General features: G+C 70.8%; 16 protein-coding genes. 10 read left to right on the top strand and 6 right to left on the bottom strand.

Going from position 1 to position 22,640, the window contains the following annotated elements; all coding sequences use genetic code 11:
* The first annotated feature begins 4 nt into the window (after positions 1–4).
* The 3 genes from ACI2K4_RS33675 (at position 5) to ACI2K4_RS33665 (ending at position 4,830) form a co-directional block, all read left to right on the top strand.
* Positions 5–1,441, top strand: coding sequence for a hypothetical protein (locus tag ACI2K4_RS33675; protein WP_404517230.1), 1,437 nt, complete (start codon positions 5–7; stop codon positions 1,439–1,441).
* Between the two features lie 139 nt (positions 1,442–1,580).
* Complete coding sequence (locus tag ACI2K4_RS33670; RefSeq protein ID WP_404517229.1) at positions 1,581–3,251, top strand: fumarate hydratase; 1,671 nt, start codon at positions 1,581–1,583, stop codon at positions 3,249–3,251.
* A gap of 169 nt (positions 3,252–3,420) precedes the next feature.
* Positions 3,421–4,830 carry a class II fumarate hydratase gene (locus tag ACI2K4_RS33665; protein WP_404517228.1) on the top strand — a complete coding sequence of 470 codons (1,410 nt, stop codon included), beginning with the start codon at positions 3,421–3,423 and terminating at the stop codon, positions 4,828–4,830.
* 72 nt (positions 4,831–4,902) lie between these two features.
* Here the strand turns inward: ACI2K4_RS33665 and ACI2K4_RS33660 are convergent, their stop codons facing one another.
* Complete coding sequence (locus tag ACI2K4_RS33660; protein WP_404517227.1) at positions 4,903–5,550, bottom strand: IclR family transcriptional regulator; 648 nt, start codon at positions 5,548–5,550, stop codon at positions 4,903–4,905.
* A gap of 160 nt (positions 5,551–5,710) precedes the next feature.
* Between ACI2K4_RS33660 and cysS the strand changes: the two genes are divergently transcribed.
* The 3 genes from cysS (at position 5,711) to ACI2K4_RS33645 (ending at position 11,433) form a co-directional block, all read left to right on the top strand.
* The gene (gene cysS / locus ACI2K4_RS33655) at positions 5,711–7,126 is read left to right on the top strand and encodes a cysteine--tRNA ligase (RefSeq protein ID WP_404517226.1); all 1,416 of its coding nucleotides are present in this window, start codon (positions 5,711–5,713) and stop codon (positions 7,124–7,126) included.
* Positions 7,126–8,283, top strand: coding sequence for a 23S rRNA (guanosine(2251)-2'-O)-methyltransferase RlmB (gene rlmB, locus ACI2K4_RS33650; RefSeq protein WP_404517225.1), 1,158 nt, complete (start codon positions 7,126–7,128; stop codon positions 8,281–8,283). Before cysS ends, rlmB begins: the two co-directional genes overlap by 1 nt.
* Positions 8,284–8,535: 252 nt before the next feature.
* Positions 8,536–11,433 (top strand): Hsp70 family protein, encoded by a 2,898-nt coding sequence (locus ACI2K4_RS33645; RefSeq protein ID WP_404517224.1) that lies wholly within the window; start codon positions 8,536–8,538, stop codon positions 11,431–11,433.
* 37 nt (positions 11,434–11,470) lie between these two features.
* Here the strand turns inward: ACI2K4_RS33645 and ACI2K4_RS33640 are convergent, their stop codons facing one another.
* The 5 genes from ACI2K4_RS33640 to ACI2K4_RS33620 form a co-directional block, all read right to left on the bottom strand.
* Positions 11,471–12,127: a hypothetical protein gene (locus ACI2K4_RS33640; RefSeq protein WP_404517223.1), complete on the bottom strand. Its 657-nt coding sequence runs from the start codon at positions 12,125–12,127 to the stop codon at positions 11,471–11,473.
* Between the two features lie 173 nt (positions 12,128–12,300).
* Positions 12,301–13,206 carry a carbohydrate ABC transporter permease gene (locus ACI2K4_RS33635; protein WP_404517222.1) on the bottom strand — a complete coding sequence of 302 codons (906 nt, stop codon included), beginning with the start codon at positions 13,204–13,206 and terminating at the stop codon, positions 12,301–12,303.
* Complete coding sequence (locus ACI2K4_RS33630) at positions 13,206–14,186, bottom strand: carbohydrate ABC transporter permease (protein ID WP_404517221.1); 981 nt, start codon at positions 14,184–14,186, stop codon at positions 13,206–13,208. The genes ACI2K4_RS33635 and ACI2K4_RS33630 overlap by 1 nt, the downstream gene beginning before the upstream one ends.
* Positions 14,187–14,224: 38 nt before the next feature.
* Positions 14,225–15,574 (bottom strand): ABC transporter substrate-binding protein, encoded by a 1,350-nt coding sequence (locus ACI2K4_RS33625; RefSeq protein ID WP_404517220.1) that lies wholly within the window; start codon positions 15,572–15,574, stop codon positions 14,225–14,227.
* A 19-nt stretch (positions 15,575–15,593) separates the two neighbouring features.
* Entirely contained in the window at positions 15,594–16,739 is a 1,146-nt protein-coding gene (locus ACI2K4_RS33620; protein ID WP_404517219.1) for a LacI family DNA-binding transcriptional regulator, read from the bottom strand.
* A 309-nt stretch (positions 16,740–17,048) separates the two neighbouring features.
* On the opposite strand from ACI2K4_RS33620, the gene ACI2K4_RS33615 reads away from it, so the two are divergent.
* From ACI2K4_RS33615 to ACI2K4_RS33600, 4 genes are read left to right on the top strand one after another with little or no spacing between them, the layout of a single operon-like run.
* Positions 17,049–18,377, top strand: coding sequence for a Gfo/Idh/MocA family protein (locus tag ACI2K4_RS33615; RefSeq protein ID WP_404517218.1), 1,329 nt, complete (start codon positions 17,049–17,051; stop codon positions 18,375–18,377).
* Positions 18,378–18,395: 18 nt separating this feature from the next.
* Entirely contained in the window at positions 18,396–19,829 is a 1,434-nt protein-coding gene (uxaC, locus tag ACI2K4_RS33610; RefSeq protein ID WP_404517217.1) for a glucuronate isomerase, read from the top strand.
* Positions 19,826–21,121, top strand: a complete 1,296-nt coding sequence (locus ACI2K4_RS33605; RefSeq protein ID WP_404517216.1) for an enolase C-terminal domain-like protein — start codon at positions 19,826–19,828, stop codon at positions 21,119–21,121. Before uxaC ends, ACI2K4_RS33605 begins: the two co-directional genes overlap by 4 nt.
* Positions 21,112–22,629, top strand: coding sequence for a mannitol dehydrogenase family protein (locus ACI2K4_RS33600; protein ID WP_404517215.1), 1,518 nt, complete (start codon positions 21,112–21,114; stop codon positions 22,627–22,629). Before ACI2K4_RS33605 ends, ACI2K4_RS33600 begins: the two co-directional genes overlap by 10 nt.
* The last annotated feature ends 11 nt before the right edge of the window (positions 22,630–22,640 follow it).

Below are 22,640 nucleotides of genomic sequence, written 5' to 3'. Positions count from 1 at the left end.
CCGGATGGCGAAGGGGAGCGCCGGGCGGAGCGCGAAGTGGTTCCTCGCCTTCATGCTGGTCGCGGTCATCGCGCTCTCGGCCACCGGGCTCTGGAACCCCTTCCCGAACGTGCTCGCCTGGGTCAACCGCAGCCAGCCACTCTCCGAACCGGACGTGGTCTGGCAGCAGCGGGTGGGCGGCACCCCGAAGAGCGTGACCGTCACCGGCAGCACCGTCGTGGTCGAGCAACGTACCTTCGTCGAGGCGCGCAGTCTCGCCACCGGCGGCAAGCTCTGGGAACGCAAGGCGGACTGGGCCGCGGTGGCCGGCGGCGAGACCGATCCGGTGGTCGCGACCGGCAAGCTGCTGGAGAAGGGGTACGAGCTGATCGACCCCGAGACCGGGGCGGTACGGCGCAGGGACACCCGGGCCAGCGGCGTCTGGACGTACCGGAACGCACTGCTCGACGTACGGTGCAGCGACCCGCGTGAGTGCACCCTCAGCCGGTGGGACCCGCGCGGCACCAAACCGGTCTGGACCACCTTCCTGCCCGGCGTCGGCACCGGCCTCTTCGCCGACAACCCGGAGGTGCTCGGCACCCGACGACTGACCACCAAGCACGTGGCGGCCGACGCGAGCGGCCCGGAGACCATGCCGTCCCTGCTCGGCTTCCCGGTCGACGGCCGGGTGCACATCGTGGACACCGCCACCGGTCGGGTGCTCCGGGACGTCCAGCCAGGTCGGGCCGACCGGCTGGCGGTGGTCGGCGGGCGGATGCTGCGGATCGAGGCCCGTGCCGAGGACGGGAGCTGCTACTTCACCGTCCTGGCCCGGGACCCGATCAGCGGGCAGGAGATCTGGCGCCGCTCCGGGATCAACCTGCGGACCGCGAACGCGGGCGGGTGCGTACAGCGTGAGGACCCACAGGGCGGGCAGAACGTCCTGGTGGGCGTCGGCCCGGACGGCCGGGAGACGGTCCTCGACGGGTACGACGGCCGCAGCCTCTGGTCCAGCGCGGAAGGTGAGAAGCTGCTCGCCGTCGACGACCGGTACGCGCTGGTCCGCTCGGCCGACCGGCGTACGGTCATCGGCCGCGAGCTGGCCCGGACCGCACCCCGCTGGAACCGCCCGCTGACCGAGGAGGGCGGGGCCACCCTGACCCGGTCCGCGGCCCTGCTGGTCGACCAGAAACCGGACCGGGTGCTCGCGCTCGACCCGCTCAGCGGACGGGAGCTGCTCGACCTCGCCACCTCGGCGAAGGTGCTCGCGGTCGGCCAGTCCGGACTGGTGATCGGCGACGGCCGGGACATCGGTTACGTCCAGTTCGCCACGGCGGCCGGTGTGCCCGGTCCGGGTCCCGGCACCTCCCCGGGGCCGGGCGCCGGGCCCGGTGGCACCGGCCCGACCTGCGGTGGGCCGAAGATGGAGGAGTGCCGCCCGGCCGACGCCGGCAAGGACTGACCAGCCGGGTCACGACCGGGACTGACCAGCGGGTCACGACCGTCCGGAGCGGCGCGAGCGCTCGGCGGACGAGCGAGACGACGCGGAGCCGACCCGGCGGCTAGGACGGTTCCGGTCGACTGGCCTAGGCTTTCCGCTCATGAGCAGTGCCGCCGCGTTCTCCTACGCTCCCTTGCTCCCCGTCGGCGCGGACCAGACCGAGTACCGGCTGATCACCGACGAGGGCGTCGACGTGGTACACGGGCCGGGTGGCCGGCGATTCCTGACCGTGGAACCCGCCGCGCTGACCGCGTTGACCGCCGAGGCGATGCACGACATCGCCCACTTCCTCCGCCCCGCGCACCTGGCCCAGCTGCGCGCCATCATCGACGACCCGGCGGCCTCGCCGAACGACCGGTTCGTCGCGCTCGACCTGCTGCGCAACGCGAACATCGCGGCCGGCGGGGTGCTGCCGATGTGCCAGGACACCGGCACCGCCATCGTGATGGGCAAGCGCGGCCGGCACGTGCTGACCGACGGTGCCGACCACGAGGCCGTCTCGCGTGGCGTCTACCAGGCGTACACCCGGCTGAACCTGCGCTACTCCCAACTCGCGCCGCTCACCATGTGGGACGAGCGGAACACCGGCAGCAACCTGCCGGCCCAGGTCGAGATCTACGCCGAGGACCCGGACGGGCACCCGGACGCGTACAAGTTCCTCTTCATGGCCAAGGGCGGTGGCTCGGCCAACAAGTCGTACCTCTACCAGGAGACAAAGGCGCTGCTCAATCCAACCCGGATGATGCAGTTCCTGGAGGAGAAGCTACGGCTGATCGGCACCGCCGCCTGCCCGCCGTACCACCTGGCCATCGTGATCGGCGGCACCTCGGCCGAGTACGCGCTGAAGACCGCGAAGCTGGCCTCGGCGAAGTACCTCGACGCGCTCCCCACCGAGGGTTCGATGCTCGCGCACGGCTTCCGCGACCTCGAACTGGAGGCGGAGGTGCTGGAGCTGACCCGTCAGTTCGGCATCGGCGCGCAGTTCGGTGGCCGCTACTTCTGCCACGACGTACGGGTGGTCCGGCTGCCCCGGCACGGTGCCTCCTGCCCGGTGGCGATCGCGGTCTCCTGCTCGGCCGACCGGCAGGCGGTAGCCAAGATCACTCCGTCCGGGGTCTGGCTGGAACGGCTCGAGACCGATCCGGCGCGCTTCCTGCCGGAGGTGACCGACACCCAGCTCGAGGCCGGCACCGACGTGGTCCGGATCGACCTCAACCGGCCGATGGACGAGATCCGGGCCGAGCTGTCGAAGTACCCGGTGAAGACCCGGCTCTCGCTCTCCGGCCCGTTGGTGGTGGCCCGGGACATCGCCCACGCGAAGATCGCCGAGCGGTTGGACGCGGGCGAGCCGATGCCGCAGTACCTGCGTGACCACGCGGTCTACTACGCCGGACCGGCCAAGACACCCGAGGGCTACGCCTCCGGCTCGTTCGGGCCGACCACCGCCGGCCGGATGGACGCGTACGTGGAGCGGTTCCAGGCCGCCGGGGGGTCCCAGGTCATGCTGGCAAAGGGGAACCGTTCCGGTCAGGTCACCCGCTCCTGCCACGAGCACGGCGGCTTCTACCTCGGTTCGATCGGTGGTCCCGCGGCTCGGCTCGCCCAGGACTGCATCAAGCACGTCGAGGTCCTGGAATACCCGGAGCTCGGCATGGAGGCGATCTGGCGGATCGAGGTCGAGGACTTCCCCGCCTTCGTCGTCGTCGACGACAAGGGCAACGACTTCTTCGCCGAGGTGACCAAGCCGGTCCTGACCGTCGGCCGGCGCTGACCGTACCGGTGCCCGCGTGCCGGAGGCCACCGACCGGGCGGCATCCGGCACGCACCCAGCGGGGTCCGGCGGAGTCCGGTACGCGCCCGGCCGTGCCCCGGCCCCGGCGGGGTCCGGCGATTCGGCCGGTGACCGGGATCATCTGCGCTCCGGCACGACGCGGGGCAGGATGGAACGCGTGAGCACATCAGGGACATCCGGTTTCCGGATCGAGCGGGACACGATGGGCGAGGTCGAGGTCCCCGCCGAGGCGTTGTGGCGGGCGCAGACCCAGCGGGCGGTGCAGAACTTCCCCATCTCCGGACGCGGGCTGGAACCGGCGCACATCCGCGCCCTGGCCCAGATCAAGGGCGCGGCCGCGCAGGTCAACGCCGAACTCGGGGTGGTCGACGCGGAGATCGCCGCCGCGATCGCCACCGCCGCCGCGCACGTGGCCGACGGCGGCTACGACGACCAGTTCCCGGTGGACGTCTTCCAGACCGGGTCCGGCACCTCGTCGAACATGAACGCGAACGAGGTCATCGCCACCCTGGCCACCCGTGAGCTCGGCCGGGACGTGCACCCGAACGACCACGTGAACGCCTCCCAGTCCAGCAACGACGTCTTCCCCTCCTCCATCCACCTGGCCGCGACCGAGTCGGTGATCCAGGATCTGATTCCGGCGCTGACGCACCTGGAGCAGACGCTCCGCTCCAAGGTGGAGGAATTCTCGGCCGTGGTGAAGGCCGGCCGCACCCACCTGATGGACGCCACCCCGGTCACCCTGGGGCAGGAGTTCTCCGGGTACGCCGCCCAGGTCCGCTACGGCATCGAGCGGGTGGAGTCGGCCCTGCCCCGGCTCGCCGAACTGCCGCTCGGCGGCACCGCGGTCGGTACCGGGATCAACACCCCGGCCGGCTTCGCCCCGGCCGTGATCGCGAAGTTGCGCGAGCAGACCGGGGTGCCGGTGACCGAGGCGGCCAACCACTTCGAGGCCCAGGGGGCGCGGGACGCACTGGTCGAGGCGTCCGGGCAGCTCCGTACGATCGCGGTCGGGCTTTACAAGATCGTCAATGACATCCGCTGGATGGGCTCCGGTCCCCGGGCCGGGCTGCGCGAGTTGCAGATCCCCGATCTCCAGCCGGGCTCGTCCATCATGCCGGGCAAGGTGAACCCGGTGGTCTGCGAAGCGGTGCGCCAGGTCAGCGCCCAGGTGATCGGCAACGACGCGACGGTCGGCTTCGCCGGCTCGCAGGGCGACTTCGAACTCAACGTGATGCTCCCGGTGATGGGCCGCAACCTGCTGGAGTCGATCCGACTGCTGGCCGCCGCGAGCCGGCTGCTCGCCGACCGCTGCATCGCCGGCCTGGTCGCGAACGCGGAGGTCGCCCTGGCGTACGCGGAGGGCTCGCCCTCGGTGGTCACCCCGCTCAACCGCTACCTCGGGTACGACGAGGCGGCCTCCATCGCCAAGGAGGCGCTCGCCACCGAGTCCACGATCAAGGCGGTGGTGCTCAGCCGGGGCCACGTCGAAGCCGGCAAACTCACCGAGCAAGAGCTCGACGAAGCCCTAGACGTCCTCCGCATGACCCACCCGTAAGGAAGGGCCCCTTGTTATCGCTTTTTGTATAACAAGGGGCCCTTCCTAACCCGCCAGGCGGGCGCTGACGGGTCAGGCGAGCGCCTGGCTGATCGTCTGGGCGGCGTGACGTACCTGTTCGCCGACGGTCGGCACGGCCAGCGGGGCGAGCGCCACCACACCCACGCTCGCCTCCAGCCCGGGTACGCCGAGCACCGGCGCCGCCACCCCGTACGCCCCGGGTTGCAACTCACCGCTGCTGGCGACCGGGTCGGGTCGGCCCGACCGCCCGGCGAGGATCGCCTGCCCGGCCGCGCCTCGCTCGAGCGCGTGCCGGTAACCGGTGCGGTACGCGACGTGGAACGTGGTCCAGCTCGGTTCGACCACCGCGATCGCCACCGCCTCGCCCGCCTCGACCACGGTCAAATGGGCGGTCGCGCCGGCCTGTTCGGCCAGCCGACGCAGGGCCGGCAACGCGCCCTCGGCGAGCAGCGGTTGGGCTCGCCGGGCCAGGTGCAGCACCCCGACACCGAGTCGCAGCCGGCCGGCGGCGTCGCGTCGGACCAGACCGTGCTGGCTGAGCGCGCCGACCAGCCGGTAGACCACCGCTCGGCCCACACCGAGACGGCTCGCCGCCTCGGTCACCGTCAATCCGCCCGGCGCGTCCGCGACCAGGTGCAGCAGGCGCAGGCCCCGGTCCAGGGTCTGTGCGGTCTCGCCCACGCGACCGGTCGCCTCCACACCAGGCAGGGTACGGCGACGCTGTCCGGATCGCGGGCGAGGGCACGGGTACGACGCGTTCCGGCCACGTGTTCTCGCTGGCGGACCTGAAGCCGGAGCGGCCAGCCGGATGAGCCCGACGAGTACGACGCCGGAAACCGTCGACGGCTACCCTGGTGCGGTGACGCTACGCCTATATGACACCGCCACCCGATCGGTGCGGGACTTCGTCCCGCGGCAGCCCGGCAAGGTGGGGGTCTATCTGTGTGGTCTCACACTCCAGGGGCCGCCACACATCGGCCATCTTCGTTCCGGCGTGAACTACGACGTGCTGCGCCGCTGGCTGACCTACGACGGTCTGGACGTGACGTTCATCCGGAACCTCACCGACATCGACGACAAGCTGCTGGTCAAGTCGGAGGAGCAGGGGCGCCCGTTCTGGTCGATCTCGTACGCCAACGAGGTGATCCTGGCCGGCGCGTACCGGGCGCTGAACGTCAAGCCGCCGACGTACGAGCCCCGGGCGACCGGACACATCCCGGAGATGCACGAGCTGATCCAGACTCTGATCGACAACAAGCACGCCTACCCGGCCGGTGACGATTCGGGCGACGTCTATTTCGACGTCCAGTCGGATCCCGACTACGGGATGCTCTCCGGTCAGCAGCCGGACGCGGTGCAGGCGAACACCGACGAGCCGGGCCGGGGCAAGCGGGACCCCCGGGACTTCGCCCTGTGGAAAGGGTTGAAACCGGAAGAACCGACCGATGCTTCCTGGTCGTCGCCGTGGGGGCGGGGCCGTCCCGGCTGGCACATCGAGTGCTCGGCGATGTGCCGGCGCTACCTCGGCGCCGAGTTCGACATCCACGGCGGCGGGCTCGACCTGGTCTTCCCGCACCACGAGAACGAGTTGGCCCAGTCCCGGTCGGCCGGGCTGCCGTTCGCCCGCTACTGGGTGCACCACGGCCTGCTCAACCTCGGCGAGGCCAAGATGGGCAAGTCGCTCGGGAACGCGCTCGACCTGGCCCACGTCGCCGCGCTCGGCGTACGCCCGGTCGAGCTGCGCTACTACCTCGCCTCACCGCACTACCGCTCCCGGATCGACTACTCCGACGAGGCGCTGGGCGAGGCCGCCGTGGCGTACCGCCGGATCGAGGGCTTCGTCCAGCGGGCGGTGGAACGGGTCGGCCCGGGCTCCCTGGGTCAGGTCCCGGCGGGTTTCGCCGCTGCGATGGACGACGACCTGAACACCTCGGCCGCCCTCGCCGCCCTGCACGACGTCCTGCGTGACGGCAACAACGCGCTGGCCGAAGGCGACGACGACGCCGTCCGCAGTACGCTGGTCGCGGTCCGCACGATGCTGGACCTGCTCGGTGTCGACCCCCTCGACCCGGCCTTCGCCGGCAGCGGGCAGGACGACGAGCTGCGTGGGGTCGTCGACGCGCTGGTCGCGTTGGCGTTGGAACAACGTACGCAGGCCCGCGCGCGGAAGGACTGGGCCGCCGCCGACGGGGTGCGCGACCAGCTACGACATGCGGGTGTCGTTGTCGAGGACACCCCGCACGGACCGCGATGGACGATCGGAGAACAGGACTGATGGCCGGCAACTCACAGCGCCGTGGACGGCGGGTAACCGCCAAGAAGGGCGCGTCCGCCGGATCCGGCGGAAAGAACCGCGCCGGACTCGCCGGCCGGGGCCGGACCCTGCCCGCCGACGAGCGTCCGTGGCACAAGGGCTACTCCGGCACCGAGCAACTGCCGCAGCGCACCGCCTGGAAACAGGAGAAGGAGCGCCGCGCGGCGGCCGAGGAGGGCCGCGCGCCCAAGATCGGTCAGCCGGGGACCAAGGACACCACCTGGGGCGCTGGCGGTGGAGGCGGCCGGGGCCGTGGCGCGGCTCCGGCTCGCGGCGGTTCCACCGGCCGGGGTACGGGCGGCCGGGGCGCCGGCAAGCAGCCTGGCCGGTCGGGTCCACGGGTCGCGCCGGGGCGCAAGTCGAACCCGGCCAAGGACGCGCCGGAGTTGCTGGTCGGACGGAACCCGGTGGTCGAGGCGCTGCGCGCGAACGTACCGGCGACCGCGCTCTACGTGGCACAGGGCATCGAGATCGACGACCGGGTGAACGAGCTGGTCCGGATCGCGGCCGACCGGGGCATCGCGATCCTGGAGATCAGCCGGGCCGAGTTCGACCGGATGACCGGCGGGGTTCTGCACCAGGGTGTCGGGATCCAGGTGCCGCCGTTCGCGTACCAGCCGTTCGAGGACCTGGTCACGGCGTCGCTGGAGCAGACCGCGCCGCTGCTGGTCGCGCTCGACGGGGTGACCGACCCGCGCAATCTCGGCGCGGTGATCCGGTCGGCGGCGGCCTTCGGCGCGCAGGGGATCTTCGTACCGGAAAGGCGGGCGGCGGGCATCACCGCGACCGCGTGGCGGACCAGCGCGGGCGCCGCCGCCCGGGTGCCGGTCAGCCAGGTGACGAACCTCACCCGGTCGTTGAAGGCGTGTCAGGAGGCGGGCTTTGTCGTGGTCGGCCTCGACGCCGACGGCGAAACCGACCTGTACGACCTGGAGGCCGCGGCGGGACCGTTGGTCGTTGTGGTCGGCTCGGAGGGGCGTGGGCTGTCGCGGCTGGTCGGGGCGACCTGTGATCTGCGGGTGAGCATTCCGATGATGTCCGAGGTCGAGTCGTTGAACGCGAGCGTGGCGGCGGCGGTGACGTTGGCCGAGGTGGCTCGGCGGCGTACTGCTCTCTGAGCTGCTCGGGCGGGGTTGGGCTCGCCAGTGATTCTTGCGGTGGGGTTGGCCGGCTGTGATTCTTGCGGTGGGGGTTGGGCCCGCCGTGCCCGGCGTGGGCCGTCAGGCTTGATGCCGTCGCCGGGCACGGCGGGCCCAACCTTTTGTCTCATCGGTGGAGCCGTGGGGTGAGCCTGTAGGCGGAGCCTGTTGGCTGCATGGTGGCCGTAGCATGCGGGGCCGGGTAATCCCTCGCCCCGGAGGAGTCGGCAAATGGCAGGGCAGGACGGCGGCTACGCACTCGGCGTCGACCTCGGTACGTCCAACACGGTGGCGGTGCTGCGTTGGCCGGACGGGCGGACCCGACCACTGCTCTTCGACGGGCAGCCTCTCCTGCCCTCCGGGGTCTTTGTCGACCAGGCCGGACTGCTGCACGTGGGACGGGACGCGCAGCGCCTGGCCCAGGCCGAGCCGGGACGGTACGACCCGAACCCGAAGCGCAGAATCGACGAGCCCGGAGTGCTGCTCGGCGACGCCGAGGTGGCCACCGTGGACCTGCTCGCCGCGTTGCTGCACGCGGTGGCCCAGGCGGCGATCGAGGCGGTGGGGTTCCTGCCTCCGGCGGTGGTGACCCATCCGGCGAGTTGGGGTGCCCGGCGTCGGGGAGCGTTGGCCACGGCGGTCGCCCGGGCCGGGTGGCCCCCGGTGCGACCCGAGCTGCCTGGCGGGACGTTGACCGACGCCCCGGGCGGCGGGACGCGGTTGGTGACGGAGCCGGTGGCGGCGGCCCGATACTTCGTCGAGGTGCTGCGACGACCGGTGCCGGTGGGTGGCGCCCTCGCGGTCTTCGACTTCGGCGGCGGCACACTGGACATCGCGGTCGTACGCAACGACGGGCTCGACCACGGTGGACGACCACGGTTCGCGGTGGTGGGCTCGGGCGGGCTGCCCGAGTTGGGGGGACTCGACCTGGACGCCGCGCTGGTGGATCACCTCGGGCGGCTGATCGGCGCGAACGCGCCACAGGTGTGGCAACGATTGGCCCAGCCGGAGACCACCACCGGTTGGCGTGACCGGCGGCAGTTCTGGGACGACGTACGCGGTGCGAAGGAGATGCTGTCGCGCGCCACGACGGCACCGGTTGCCGTACCCGGGGTGGAGCAGGCGGTTCACCTGACCCGTGAGGAACTGGAGCGACTGGCGACTCCGCTGCTACGCCGTGCAATCTTCGAGGCATCGTCGGTGATCGGGCACTCCGGTCTGCGGCCAGACCAGTTGGCCGGGCTGTTCCTGGTCGGCGGGTCGTCCCGGGTGCCGCTGGTAGCCCGGATGTTGCACGCCGAACTGGGCGTGGCGCCGACGGTGCTGGAGCAACCGGAGTTGCCGGTGGCGGAGGGTGCGCTCGCGGAGCTGACAGTGGCGGCCCCGGCGGTCCCGGCGGTGTCGGCGGTGTCGGCGGGCGGAGCGAGGGGGGCGTCGGAAGGTGGAGCGCCGGGGGCCTCGGCGGGTGGAGCGCGGGCGGCGGAGCCGGCGCGTTTCGGGGCCGGGGTGGCGGCGACCGGGGTCTCCGGTGGTGATTCGCCGATATCGGAGTCGGGTTCAGGATCCGGCTCGGAGCCGGGTGCAGGATCCGGCTCGGAGTCGGGCTCGGGCTCGGGGTCCGGCTCGGGCGAAGGTTCGGGTTCCGGGGTGGGAGCGGGGGGCGGGGGTGGGGCGGTTTCGGGTGTTTCGGTTTCTGGTGGTTCCGTGGGGTCCGGGGGTGGGGCGGGGACGTACCCGGGTGTGGCGTTTGTTCGAAAATGGCGCGGGCGACGCGCGGTCTGGATCGGGGCGGCGGCGGTGTTGGCCCTGGTCGGGGTGGTCGCGGCGACGATGCTGTACCTGAACCGGGGCGGTTACGACGACGTCGCGTTTGCCCCCTTCCGCGATCTCGGCGAGGGGATCGCGTTGGGTGAGGAAGATCCGTACTACACCTACACGGCGCTGGTCGGGGACCGGGCGTACCTGGCGTACGAGCGGGAGGACAAGCGGCTGGAGGTGATCGCCGCCAAGGCCAGCACGGGCAAACTGGAGTGGCAGCGGCAGACCGAGGGTACGTCCGAGCGGTGGGCCGGCATCGCCGCGCTGCCGAACGGGTTGGTGGTGCTGGCCAATGGTGCCGGCAGAGCCGACCCCCGTGAGTTGAGCGTGCTCGACCCCGCCGACGGCAGGAAGCTCTGGGGTCGTGCCGTCCACGGTGACGACTCCGTCTACTACTTCGACCGGACGGTGGTGCTGGTCGACCGGGTGGCGAACCAACTCGTCGGGCTCGACCTGCGCACCGGAAAGGTACGTTGGGACGAGTCCAACCCGAAGGACCAGTACGAGAACGCCTCGACCTCGGTGTACCCGGTGACGGTTCCGAAGGACCTGGGTGGCGCGGCGGGTGAAGGCGGTGGGCAGCTCTCGTACGGCGGCGAGGATCGCCGGATCGTGCAGATCACGGTCGACCGCTCCGCGCGGATCATCGACGTGGACAGCGGCAAGCTGCTTCAGAGCGCCAAGAACGTGGCCGACTACGACGACCTCGTCACGGCGCACGACGGCCGCCTCTACGTCGCACCGAAGGAGAGCGGTTACCGCGTCAGCGCGTACGACCTGGACCGGATGGGCGAGCCGGCGATTCTCTACACCGGCGACGACCAGCACTATCCGGACCAGTTGGTGCCCTGTGGCCGGGAGCGGGTCTGTCTGCTCGACCGGCGCAGCTTCGACACCGAGACAACGGAGTTGCTCTCGGTGTCGGCAAAGGCGCAGGACGGGGCGAAGGCGGACGATCGGGTGTGGCGCAGGCCGGCGGCAAAGGTGGAGACCCTGCTGCCGGTGGGCGAACACGTGCTGGCCAGCGGCGGTTCGCCGGAGACCGTCACCCTCTACGGCCCGGACGGCGCCAAACTGGTCAGCAGGGAGGGAGTCGCGGTCCGGCTCGACGGCGGCAACCTGCTGCTCTTCGCCGACAACCCCTCCACCGTCGCCACCGACGTGAGCGTCGCCGGGGTACGCGTCAGTTCGGCCGACCCGGTCGAGCTGGGCGAGTTGAAGGGCGTACGGGCGGCAAGCTGTTCGTGGAACAGTTCGGTGATCGTCTGTCCGGGCCGGGCGGCGATGCTCTTCCGGAGCTTCGTCGAGTAGCCGTCTGTGTGCGGTGGACGTCCGGGACGGTCGCCCGTCAATCCATCGTGGACGGGGTCGGTCGTTCGATCCGGCGTACGGTCGCGTGCAGGGCGAGCAGGGTGTAACCGGCCAGGATCGGCGTGAGCAGCGGCAGGACCAGCCCGCAGAGCACGGCCACCAGCGCCAGCACCCCGGCCAGCGCCAGTGGTACGACCGGACGGCCGAGCGCCACCTGCCACGCTCGGCGTACCGCCTGCCGCCAGCCCTGACCGTCCTGCCGACCGATCTGCACCACGGTCAGCCCGGCGAGTCCGGCCGCGGAGAGGGCCAGCAGGGCGGTGACCGCGATCAGGACTGGCCCGCCGGGCACGACGCCGTTGCCGAGGGCGAGCAGGTTCAGCGTGAGCAGCGCGGCCGTCCCGCCGGCGACCAGGGTTGCCACGACGCCGGGCAGCAGGGCGTGGCGGAAACCGCGCAGCACCGGTCGGACTCCCGGCCAGGTTTCGTTCGCGCTCCAGTGATGCACGGCCGCGCTGGCGGTGGCGACCGCGGCACCCGCGGTCAGCACCGGCAGCGCGGCCACCGTGGTGAGGATGCCGACCAGGGCGAGGTCGCTGGCGTTGCGCAGGGTGTCCCGCCAGTCCGGGCGCCGGGCCACCGACCCGTCCGGCTCCTCCGGCCAACGGTTCCCACTCCGCGCAACTCCTGACATCACCACGCCACCCACTTTCACCAGCGACTCGGACAACATCTACTCACCCAATCACCAGCACCCCTCCGTCGACTACCAGCACCTCGTCCGCTCTACCAAGACGGGATACCTCGACCCCCGACTACCAGCACCTCTCTGCCTGACCACTGACCACCCCGCCGTGACCCTCCGACTCACCCCTTGAGGCCGGTGGTGTTCAGGCCCTCTACGAGCATGCGTTGGAAGGCTACGAAGAAGAGGAAGACCGGGAGCAGGGAGAGCACGGACATGGCGAACATCGGTCCGACCGCGCTCTGGCTGGTCGAGTCGATGAACAGGGTGAGCGCCACCGGCACGGTGTAGTCCTCCAGGTCGGAGAGGTAGACCAGTTGCCGGAAGAAGTCGTTCCAGGTCCAGATGAACGAGAAGATGGCCGTGGTGACCAGCGCCGGTCGGCTCAGCGGCAGGATGACGTGCCGGAAGATGCCGAACGGGCTGGCCCCGTCGATTTTCGCCGCCTCGTCCAGCTCACGCGGGATGCCCCGGATGAACTGGACCATCAGGAAGACGAAGAACGCCTCGGTGGCGAGGAACTGCGGCACCACCAGCGGCAGGTACGGCCACGGTCCGCCGACCATGTCGAAGGTACGGAACAGGATGTACTGCGGCACGATCAGCACGTGACCGGGGAGGAGCAGGGTCCCGATCATGATGGCGAACCAGAAGCCCCGCAGCCGGAACCGCAGCCGGGCGAAGGCGTACGCGGCGAGCAGGCAGGAGATCGCGTTGCCGAGCACGGTGAGCAGGCTGACCATCGCGCTGTTGAGGAAGAACCGGCCGAAGCTGACGTCGAAGTTGTTCCAGCCGTCGGGGTAGTTGCCGGGGGTGAACTCCCTCGGCAGCAGCCCGATGTTGTTGACGATCTCCTCCGGTGACTTCACCGACGTACCGATCATCCAGAACAGCGGGTAGAGCACCAGGGCGAGGATCGCGACCAGGATGACCAGGCGGCCGAGGTGTCGGCCGGTGCCGCTGGGGCGCCGGGTCGAGGTCGGCGCGAGCGTCCTGCTCGGGGCCGGGGCCTCGGTCTGGGTAACCATCAGCGGTCCTCCCCGTCGGAGTAGTGCACCCAGAACCGACCGGTGCTGAAGAGCACGATGGTGATCACCGCGATGGCGAGCAGGAAGACCCAGGCCATCGCCGAGGCGTAGCCCATCTCCAGGTCGACGAAGCCCTTGATGTAGAGGTTGAGGGTGTACATCAGGGTGGAGTCGACCGGGCCACCGGTGCCGTTGCTGAGCACGAAGGCCGAGGTGAAGCCCTGGAAGCCGTTGATCGTCTCGAGCACCAGGTTGAAGAAGATGACCGGCGAGAGCATCGGCAGGGTGACGCTGACGAACTGCCGGAACCGGCCGGCGCCGTCCACCGACGCGGCCTCGTAGAGTTCGGTCGGCACCTGCTTGAGCCCGGCGAGGAAGATCACCATCGGGGCGCCGAACTGCCAGATGGCCAGCACCATCAGGGTCTCCAGGGCCCACTCCGGGTCGTTCACCCAGGGCTTGCCCTCGATGCCGAAGAGGCCGAGGAACGAGTTGAACGCGCCGTCCCGGTTGAACATGCTGACCCAGACGATGGCCAGCGCCACGCTGCCGCCGAGCAGCGACGGCAGGTAGAACAGACCCCGGAACAGCCCGACGCCGCGCCAGGCGCGGTTGAGCAGCAGCGCGACGCCGAGTGCGGCGGCGAGCTTCAGCGGTACGGCGATCAGCGCGAACGCGACCGTCACCTGCACCGCGTGCCAGTACGACGCGTCGCTGGTGAACATCCGTTCGTAGTTGGTCAGCCCCACCCACTCGACCTCGGACCAGGGCGTGAGGATGTCGTAGTTGGTGAAGCTGAGGTAGAGCGACAAGAGCATGGGGACCGCCGTGATGGCCAGCAGGCCGATCAGCCACGGCGACAGGAAAACGTACCCGGCCAGACCCTCGCGCTGCCAGAACCGTCCGGACCCGCGCTGTGCGGGGGTCCGGACGGGGCCGGTGGCGCGCGGAGTCGAGCTGGGCGCCGTGGTCAACGCCACGAGCCGGCTCCTCTCCGGTTAGGTGGTTCGGCCGATCGTCATGCGATCGCGCTCTTGCAGATCTCCAGGAACGCGGTGGCCGACTGGGACGGGGTCTGCCGACCGTACTGGACCTCCTCGGCCGCCTTGATCAGCTCGGCCCGGATCTTGCTGTGTCCCTTCAACGGCACCTGCGGCGACGGGCCGAACTTGGCGGCCAGCTCGGTCTCCACCGCGATGGAGAGCTTCATCGCCGGGTCGGTCACCCCTTCGCTGACCGACTTGCGTACGTCCAGGTTGGACGGCAGCCCTCGGTCGGTGCCCAGGATCTTGCCCGCCTCCGGGTCGTTGACCAGGAAGTTCAGTACGTCGACCGCGACGTCCTTGTGCTCGCTGCCCCGGAAGACGGAGTAGTAGAGCGCGGCCCGGGCCCACTGCGCGCTCGGGTCGCCGGGGTAGGCGACCACGCCCAGTTCGTCCTTGGTGGCCTTCTTCAGCTCGGGGAGCTGGTTGGCCCAGACGAACGAGGTGGCGGCCTTGCCGGTCACCACGAGCTGCTTGGTGATGTCGGTGGCGTTGCCCTCGTGGATCACGTCGGCGGTCGGGGTGGCCCCCCGGTCGCGGGCGCCCTTCCACAGCTCGAACCACTTGGTCACGTCGTCGGCGGTGAAGCCGAGTTCCTTGCCCTTGTACAGGTCCTTGCCCTGCTGGCGCAGCCACACCCAGAACGCCTTGTAGTCCGCGCTCGGGTCCATGGTGCCGGGCACCTTGGTCACCTTGGAGACGTTCTCCGCCCAGGTGACGAGGTCGGCCCAGCCCATGCCGGTGGTCGGCTCGGGCAGGTTGTGCTTGGCCAGCAGGGTCTTGTTGTAGACCATGCCCTGGGTGTTCTCGCCACCGGCGATGCCGGCGAGCTTGCCGTCGACCACGCCGTACTGCCAGAGGCTCTCGGGGAGCTTGGTGACGTCGAGCTTCTTGTCGTCCTTGTACTTGGTCAGGTCCAGCGTGACGTTGCGCGAGGCGTACTCGGTGAGGAAGTTGTCGTCGATCTGGAAGATGTCCGGGGCGTCGCCGCTGGCGGTGAGGGTTGCCAGCTTGTCGAAGTAACCCTGGTTGGCCTGCCAGGTCTTCTTGAACGTGACGTTCGGGTGCTTGCTGGTGTAGAGGGCGAGGGCGTCCTCGGTGAGCTTGGCCCGCGCCTCACCGCCCCACCAGAAGACCGAGAGCTCGACCGGGGCGTCGGGGGCGGAGGGCCCCTCCTCCTCGCCGCCGCAGGCTGCGGCGCCGAGAACAAGCGGTAGGACGATGGCCGCAGCCACCAAACGGCTGATCAGGCCACGTCGGGGTGGAGGGGTACGGTGATCATGCGCGGCACGTTCGTCCGCCATCGGGGGTGTTGCGGGGTGCATGTGCGCTCACTCCTTGGCGTTAGGAGGCGACAGCTTCGGGGTTGACCGCGGCCGCGTCGCCCGGGTCCGCAGGGCTGTGCGGACCCGGGTCTGCGGTTGTCGTGGTGGTGGCCGCGGCGCTGGTCCGGCCGGTGAGGGCCGGGTGGCGGGGCCCCGTCGAGTCGCGGATGACCAGTTCGGTCTGGAGCATTACCTGTGCGGTGGTGCGACGGTCGTCCGCTGCGACGGTGCGGTTGCCACCCCGGTTGCGGTGGGCGGCGGCACTGTCGTGTTGCAGCAGCATGTCGACGGCCGTCCGGCCGGCGGCCGCAGTTGGTGTGGCCACCGTCGTCAATTTCGGCCGGACCAGCCGGCTCAGCGCGATGTCGTCGATGCCGACGACGCTGACCTCCTGGGGCACCCGGACACCGAGCGTGTCGAGCCCCTCGATCAGACCGATCGCCATCAGGTCGTTGTAGGCGAGCACGGCGGTGGCGCCGGCCCGGCGCACCTGTTCCGCCATCGCGGTGCCGCCGCCCTCGGTGGGCGGGTTGGGCCCGAGTACGGTCAGCGCCGCGTCGGCGGAACGGGCCGCAGCGGTCGCCGCCCGGCGGATCTCCCGGCTGGTCCAGGAGCCGCGCGGGCCGCCGAGCAGGGCGAGTTCGGTGTGCCCGAGCCCGGTGAGGTGTTCGACCGCGAGTCGGGCCCCCTGCCCGACGTCCATCACCACCGCCGGCAGCCCGGTCACCTGACGGTTGATGACGACCAGTGGCACCTCACGGCTGAGCTGTTCGATCAGGCTGTTGCTCATCCGGGGGCTGCACAGCAGGATGCCGTCGACCTGCTTGGCCAGGGCGTGCACCAGGTCCTCTTCGGCGGCCGGGTCCTCGTTCGTGTCGGCCACGAAGATGTGGTAGTCGCGGTGCCGGGCCTGACTCTCGGCGGCCTTGATCAGTGGCGGGAAGAACGGGTTGGCGATGTCGGCGACGATCAGGCCGATGTTGTGCGTACGGCCGGTGATCAGCGCGCGAGCCGCCCGGTTGGGTCGGTAGCCGAGGTGTTCGGCGCAGGCCAGCACCCGGAGCCGGGTCTCGGGGTTGACCAGGTGCGGGGCGGAGAACGTGCGGGACACGGTGGAGATGTGCACCCCGGAAGCACGTGCGACATCTCGGATGGTGGCTGGCACGTGAGTCCCTTCGTCTCCGGGTCGGGTTGATCGTCGTCGGGCCGTCCACACACTGCTGGTTGTGGTAGCCGTCACGTTTGGTGTGGCCAATTAATGCAAACGGTTGCTCAGGTGTCAACGGGTCCTGATTACGGGTTTGTTGCGGGCGGTGACCTTCGATGCCGGCATAACCTCAGAAAACCGGAGAAAATACACAGGATTGTTGTCGATCGTTGACGGCGGAAGCATTCACGTGGTTACTTCGGCTGCAAACCTTTGCAGTCACACGGAGGCCGAACGGCCCATGTAGTCACCCGGAGGCTGAGCGGGATGTCCACAGAACCCGGCAAGCGACTTCGTTACGCCGTGGTCGGCACCGGCGCACGAGCCGAGATGTTCGTCCGCGCGCTCGTACTCGACCATCCCGCCACCGCCGAACTGGTCGCGTTCGCCGACGTCAACCAGGCCCGGATGGACGCGCACAACGAGTGGCTGGAGGAGCTCGGCTTCGACTCGGTGCCGACCTACCTGGCCGTCGACTACGCCACCATGCTGGAGAAGGAACGGGTCGACGTGGTCCTGGTGACCACGGTGGACCGGGTCCACGACGAGTACATCGTGGCCGCGCTCCGCTCCGGCCGGGACGTGATCACCGAGAAGCCGATGACCATCGACGTGCCCCGCTGCCAGCGGATACTCGACGCGGTCGCGGAAACCGGCCGAAACGTTTCGGTCGCCTTCAACTACCGCTACAACCCGTTGCACGAGAAGGTGCGCGAGGTGCTGGCCGCGGGCGAGATCGGCGAGATCGGCTCGGTCCACTTCGAGTGGCTGCTCGACGTCCGGCACGGTGCCGACTACTTCCGGCGCTGGCACCGGCAGAAGGCCAACTCCGGCGGCCTGATGGTGCACAAGGCGAGCCACCACTTCGACCTGGTCAACTGGTGGCTGGACGCGGTGCCGGTGGAGGTCTACGCCTCCGGTCGGCTCTTCTTCTACGGCGAGACCGGCCGGCGTCACGGCTACGCCCGCGACTACGACCGGGCACACGGCTCGCCGGCCGCCGCCGGTGACCCGTTCGCCCTGCACCTGGCCAACCACCCCCGCCTGCGGGCGCTCTACCTCGACGCGGAGGCCGAGGACGGCTACCACCGCGACCAGAACGTGTTCGCGCCCGGGGTGACCATCGAGGACGACATGTCGGTGCTGGCCCGTTACTCCAACGGCGCCACCATGACCTACCACCTGACCGCGTACGCGCCCTGGGAGGGCTACCGGGTGATGGTCAACGGCAGCCGGGGGCGGCTCGAGCTGGAGGTCGTCGAGAGCGACTTTGTCAGCCCGTACGCGGCCGGGGAGCTCAAGGGGGCCGCGCTGCACGGCGTACAGGCCGCGATCGAGGAGGGCTGGGCGAAGCTGACCGTCCGCCCGTTCTGGGAACAGGCCCGCCAGGTGCCGGTGTCCGGCTACACCCGGACCGGGCACGGCGGTGCCGACGTACGGATGACCGGGGTGCTCTTCGGCGGGCACCCCGACCCGATGGACCGGGGCGCCACCGCCCGCGACGGCGCGCTCGCCCTGCTCACCGGTCTGGCGGCGAACCGCTCCTTCGAGACCGGGCAGCCGGTCCGCGTCGCCGACCTGCTCACCATCGCCTGACCAGAGGAGTCCGCTTCCGTGCCGCCACTACCAGGAGCCGACCTGCTCCTCCCCGCCGAGCCCGGTCAACGGGCGATCGCGCGGGAGTTGTACGCGTTGGCGAAGGACCAGCCGCTGATCTCGCCGCACGGGCACGTCGACCCGGCCATCCTGGCCGAGGACGCGCCCTTCCCCGACCCCGCGCGCCTGATCATCGTGCCCGACCACTACCTGACCCGGATGCTGCTCAGCCAGGGCGTTCCCCCGGCCGAACTGGGGGTGCCGACGGTCGACGGGGCACCGGTCGAGACCGACGGACGGACCATCTGGCGCCGCTTCGCCGCGCACTGGCACCTCTACCGGGGCACCCCGTCGCGGCTCTGGCTGGAGCAGACGTTCCAGCACGTCTTCGGGGTGACAAAGGCGTTCGGTCCGGCGACCGCGGACGAGATCTACGACCAGATCGCCGCCCGGCTGGCCGAGCCGGCGTTCCGTCCCCGGGCGCTGTTCGAGAAGTTCAACATCGAGACCCTGGCGACCACCGAGTCGCCCCTGGACGACCTGGGCCGGCACGCCAAGCTCGCGGCCGACGGCTGGGGCGGCCCCGGCGGCCGGGTGATCACCACGTTCCGGCCGGACAACGTGGTCGACATGGAGTTCGACGGCTGGGCCGAGAACATCGAGCGGCTCGGTGAGGTGGCCGGCACGGACACCTCGACGTACGCCGGATATCTCGACGCCCTGCGGGCCCGCCGGTCGGCGTTCATCAGCGCCGGTGCCACCTCCTCCGACCACGGCCACCCGACCGCGCTGACCCTGCGGCTGAGCCAGGGCGAGGCGGCCACCCTGTTCGAGCGGGGACGCGCCGGCACCGCCACGCCGGAGGACGCCGAGGCGTTCCGCGCGCACATGCTGGTCGAGTTCGCCGCGATGTCCATCGAGGACGGCCTGGTGATGCAGCTCCACCCCGGCGCCGTACGCAACCACAACCGCTGGCTGTACGGGCGGCACGGGCGCGACGTCGGCGGCGACATCCCGCAGGCGACCGAGTACCTGCACGCGCTCACCCCGCTGCTCGACGCGTACGGCAACGATCCCCGGCTGCGGGTGGTCGTCTACACCCTGGACGAGTACACCTTCACCCGGGAGCTCGCCCCGCTCGCCGGTGGTTACGCCGCGCTCTACCTCGGCGCGCCCTGGTGGTTCCTGGACTCGCCCGAGGTGCTGCGCAGGTTCCGCGAGGCGGTGACCGAGAGCGCCGGCTTCTACAACACCGCCGGGTTCGTCGACGACACCCGGGCGTTCTGCTCGATCCCGGTACGCCACGACGTGGCCCGCCGGATCGACGCGGGCTTCCTGGCCCGACTGGTCGCCGAGGAGCGGCTGCCGTTGGACGAGGCCGCCGAGACCATCGTCGACCTGGCGTACCACCTGCCCAAGCGGGTCTTCAAAATCGGGGAGAAACTGCGGTGACGGTGACCATCACCTCGGCCGAGGTGCACGACGTACGGTTTCCCACGGCAGCGGCGGGCGACGGCTCCGACGCGATCAACCGGGGCGACTACTCGGCCTCCTACGTCGAACTGCGTACCGACGATCCGTCCGGCGCCTTCGGTGCCGGCTTCACCTTCACCAACGGTCGGGGCAACGAGCTGACCTGCGGCGCGATCCGGGCGCTGGCCCACCACGTGGTCGGCCGTACGGTCGAGGAGATCCTCGCCGACCCGGTGACCTTCTGGCGCTCGCTCACCGCCGACGTGCAGTTGCGCTGGCTCGGGCCGGAGAAGGGCGTCATCCACATGGCGACCGGGGCGCTGGTCAACGCGGTCTGGGACCTGCGGGCCAAGCTCGCCGGCAAGCCGATGTGGCGACTGCTGGCCGAGTTGCCGACCGAGGAACTGGTGGCCAGCGTCGACTTCCACCACATCAGCGACGCGATCACCCCGGCCGAGGCGACCACCATCCTGGACAACGGGCTCGTCGGGCTCAAGGAGCGGCTGGCCGAGCTGGAGGAGAGCGGGTTCCCGTCGTACACCACCTCGGTTGGCTGGCTCGGCTACCCGGACGAGAAGGTGCGGGCGCTGACCCGGGCGGCGTACGCCGACGGCTGGCGGGCGATGAAGATGAAGGTCGGCGGCCCGATCGAGGACGACGTCCGGCGGGCCCGGATCATCCGGGACGAGATCGGCCCGGACGCGCTGCTGATGATGGACGCCAACCAGGTCTGGGACGTGGACGAGGCGATCGCCAACATGGCGCGGCTGGCCGAGGTGGAGCCGTACTGGATCGAGGAGCCGACGCACGCGGACGACGTACTCGGGCACGCCCGGATCGCCCGCGCGGTCGCGCCGGTCCGGGTGGCCACCGGCGAGGTGGCGGCGAACCGGGTGATCTTCAAGCAGCTCCTCCAGGCCGAGGCGATCCGGGTCTGCCAGATCGACGCCTGCCGGATCGGCGGGGTCAACGAGGTGCTTTCGGTGATCCTGATGGCGGCCAAGTTCGGGGTGCCGATCTGCCCGCACGCCGGAGGGGTCGGCCTCTGCGAGTACGTCCAACACCTGGCGATCTTCGACTACCTGCGGGTCGGCACCTCGCTCGACGGCCGGATGGTCGAGTACGTCGACCACCTGCACGAGCACTTCGTCGATCCGGTACGCACCCGGGGCGGGCGCTACCTCCTGCCGGAGCAACCCGGCTACAGCGCGACCATGAAGCCCGCCTCGATCGCCGAGTTCAGCTTCCCGGACGGCCCGGCATGGCGGTGACCCTCGGCGCGTCGCCGCTCGGACTGGGCACCCTGCGCCGGTTGCCGGAGTCGGCCCGACCGCTGGTCCGCCCGGGCACCGTGCCGGCCGGCATCGTGCACCTGGGCCTGGGCGCGTTCCACCGGGCCCACCAGGCCGTCTACACCGAGGAGGCGGTCGCTCGGGCCGGCGGCGACTGGGGCATCGTCGGGGTGGCTCCGCGCAGCACCGACGTGGTGACCCGGTTGGTCGGGCAGGACTGCCTGTTCAGCGTCACCACGCTCTCCGGCGACGGCAGCGAGACCCGGGTGGTCGGGGCGCTGGCCGGCGTACGGCACGCGGCCAGCGATCCGGCCGCGATCGTGGCACTGCTCGCCGACCCGGCGATCCGGGTGGTGACGCTGACCGTGACGGAGAAGGCGTACCAGCTCGACCCGGCCAGTGGCCGGTTGCGGCCGGACGCCGAGGTCACCGCCGATCTCACCACCGACCGCGACCCGCGTACGGTGCCCGGTCTGCTGGTCCGTGGGCTGCTCGCCCGAGCCGTCGCCGACGCGGGTCCGCTCGCCCTGGTGAGCTGCGACAATCTGCCCTCGAACGGTCGACGGCTGCACAGCCTGGTCGGTCAGGCCCTGACGACGCTGGCCGAGTCGGCCGGTGGCCGCGACGGTGCCCGCGCGGAGCGGATCGCCGACTGGCTGCGGGCGAACATCACCTACCCCGGCACCATGGTCGACCGGATCGTGCCGGCCAGCACCCCGGCGACGCTGGAGGCGGCTCGGGCCGCGCTCGGCGTCACCGACCTGGCCGCGGTCGCGGCGGAGCCGTACCGGCAGTGGGTGATCGAGGACAACTTCCCCGGTGGACGTCCGGCCTGGGAGCGGGCCGGGGTGGTGCTTACCGACGACGCCGGCCCGTGGGAGCGGCTGAAGCTGCGGGCGCTCAACGGGGTGCACTCGGCGACCGCGTACCTCGGTGCGCTGGCCGGGCGGGAGACGATCGCGGACGCGCTGGCGATCCCCGGCCTGGTCGAGGTGCTGCGTCGGCTGATCGCCGAGGACGTGGCGCGCAGCTTCGACCCGCCGGACGGTGTCTCGGTGGTCGACTACGGCGACCAGGTGTTGGACCGGTTCGCCAATCCGGTGATCCGGCACCGGACCGTCCAGGTGGCAATGGACGGTTCGCAGAAGCTTCCGCAGCGGGTCCTGCACACCGTGGTCGACCTGCGGGCGGCCGGACACCGGCCGCGCTTCGCCACGCTGATGATCGCGGCCTGGATGCGGTACGTCCAGGGCCGCGCCGACGACGGCACCGCCCTGCCCCTGGACGACCCGCTCGCGGAGCGGATCCGGGCCGCGCTGGCCGAGGCGAAGGACACCCCGGCCGGGGTGGTCGACGCCCTGTTCGGGCTGGGTGAGGTCTTCCCGGCCGAGCTAGCCGACGACGAGGTGGTCCGCGAGCTGGTGCTGGAGTGGTTGACCGCGCTGGACCGGCACGGCGTCGAGGCGACCGTGGCGGCCGCGACGTGACCGGCCGACGA

Source organism: Micromonospora sp. NPDC050397 (genome assembly GCF_044901685.1).
Classification (GTDB): Bacteria; Actinomycetota; Actinomycetes; order Mycobacteriales; family Micromonosporaceae; genus Micromonospora_G.
Note: the sequence above shows the minus strand (reverse complement) of the source record. Positions and strands in the feature narration are given on the sequence as shown.

Bases quoted from the DNA above. Each gene is read 5' to 3' on its own strand.
- ACI2K4_RS33675 (WP_404517230.1), top strand. From the start codon at position 5: ATGGCGAAGGGGAGCGCCGGGCGGAGCGCGAAGTGGTTCCTCGCCTTC.
- ACI2K4_RS33670 (WP_404517229.1), top strand. From the start codon at position 1,581: ATGAGCAGTGCCGCCGCGTTCTCCTACGCTCCCTTGCTCCCCGTCGGC.
- ACI2K4_RS33665 (WP_404517228.1), top strand. From the start codon at position 3,421: ATGGAACGCGTGAGCACATCAGGGACATCCGGTTTCCGGATCGAGCGG.
- rlmB (WP_404517225.1), top strand. From the start codon at position 7,126: ATGGCCGGCAACTCACAGCGCCGTGGACGGCGGGTAACCGCCAAGAAG.
- ACI2K4_RS33645 (WP_404517224.1), top strand. From the start codon at position 8,536: ATGGCAGGGCAGGACGGCGGCTACGCACTCGGCGTCGACCTCGGTACG.
- ACI2K4_RS33640 (WP_404517223.1), bottom strand. From the start codon at position 12,127: ATGTCAGGAGTTGCGCGGAGTGGGAACCGTTGGCCGGAGGAGCCGGAC.
- ACI2K4_RS33635 (WP_404517222.1), bottom strand. From the start codon at position 13,206: ATGGTTACCCAGACCGAGGCCCCGGCCCCGAGCAGGACGCTCGCGCCG.
- ACI2K4_RS33625 (WP_404517220.1), bottom strand. From the start codon at position 15,574: ATGCACCCCGCAACACCCCCGATGGCGGACGAACGTGCCGCGCATGAT.
- ACI2K4_RS33615 (WP_404517218.1), top strand. From the start codon at position 17,049: ATGTCCACAGAACCCGGCAAGCGACTTCGTTACGCCGTGGTCGGCACC.
- ACI2K4_RS33600 (WP_404517215.1), top strand. From the start codon at position 21,112: ATGGCGGTGACCCTCGGCGCGTCGCCGCTCGGACTGGGCACCCTGCGC.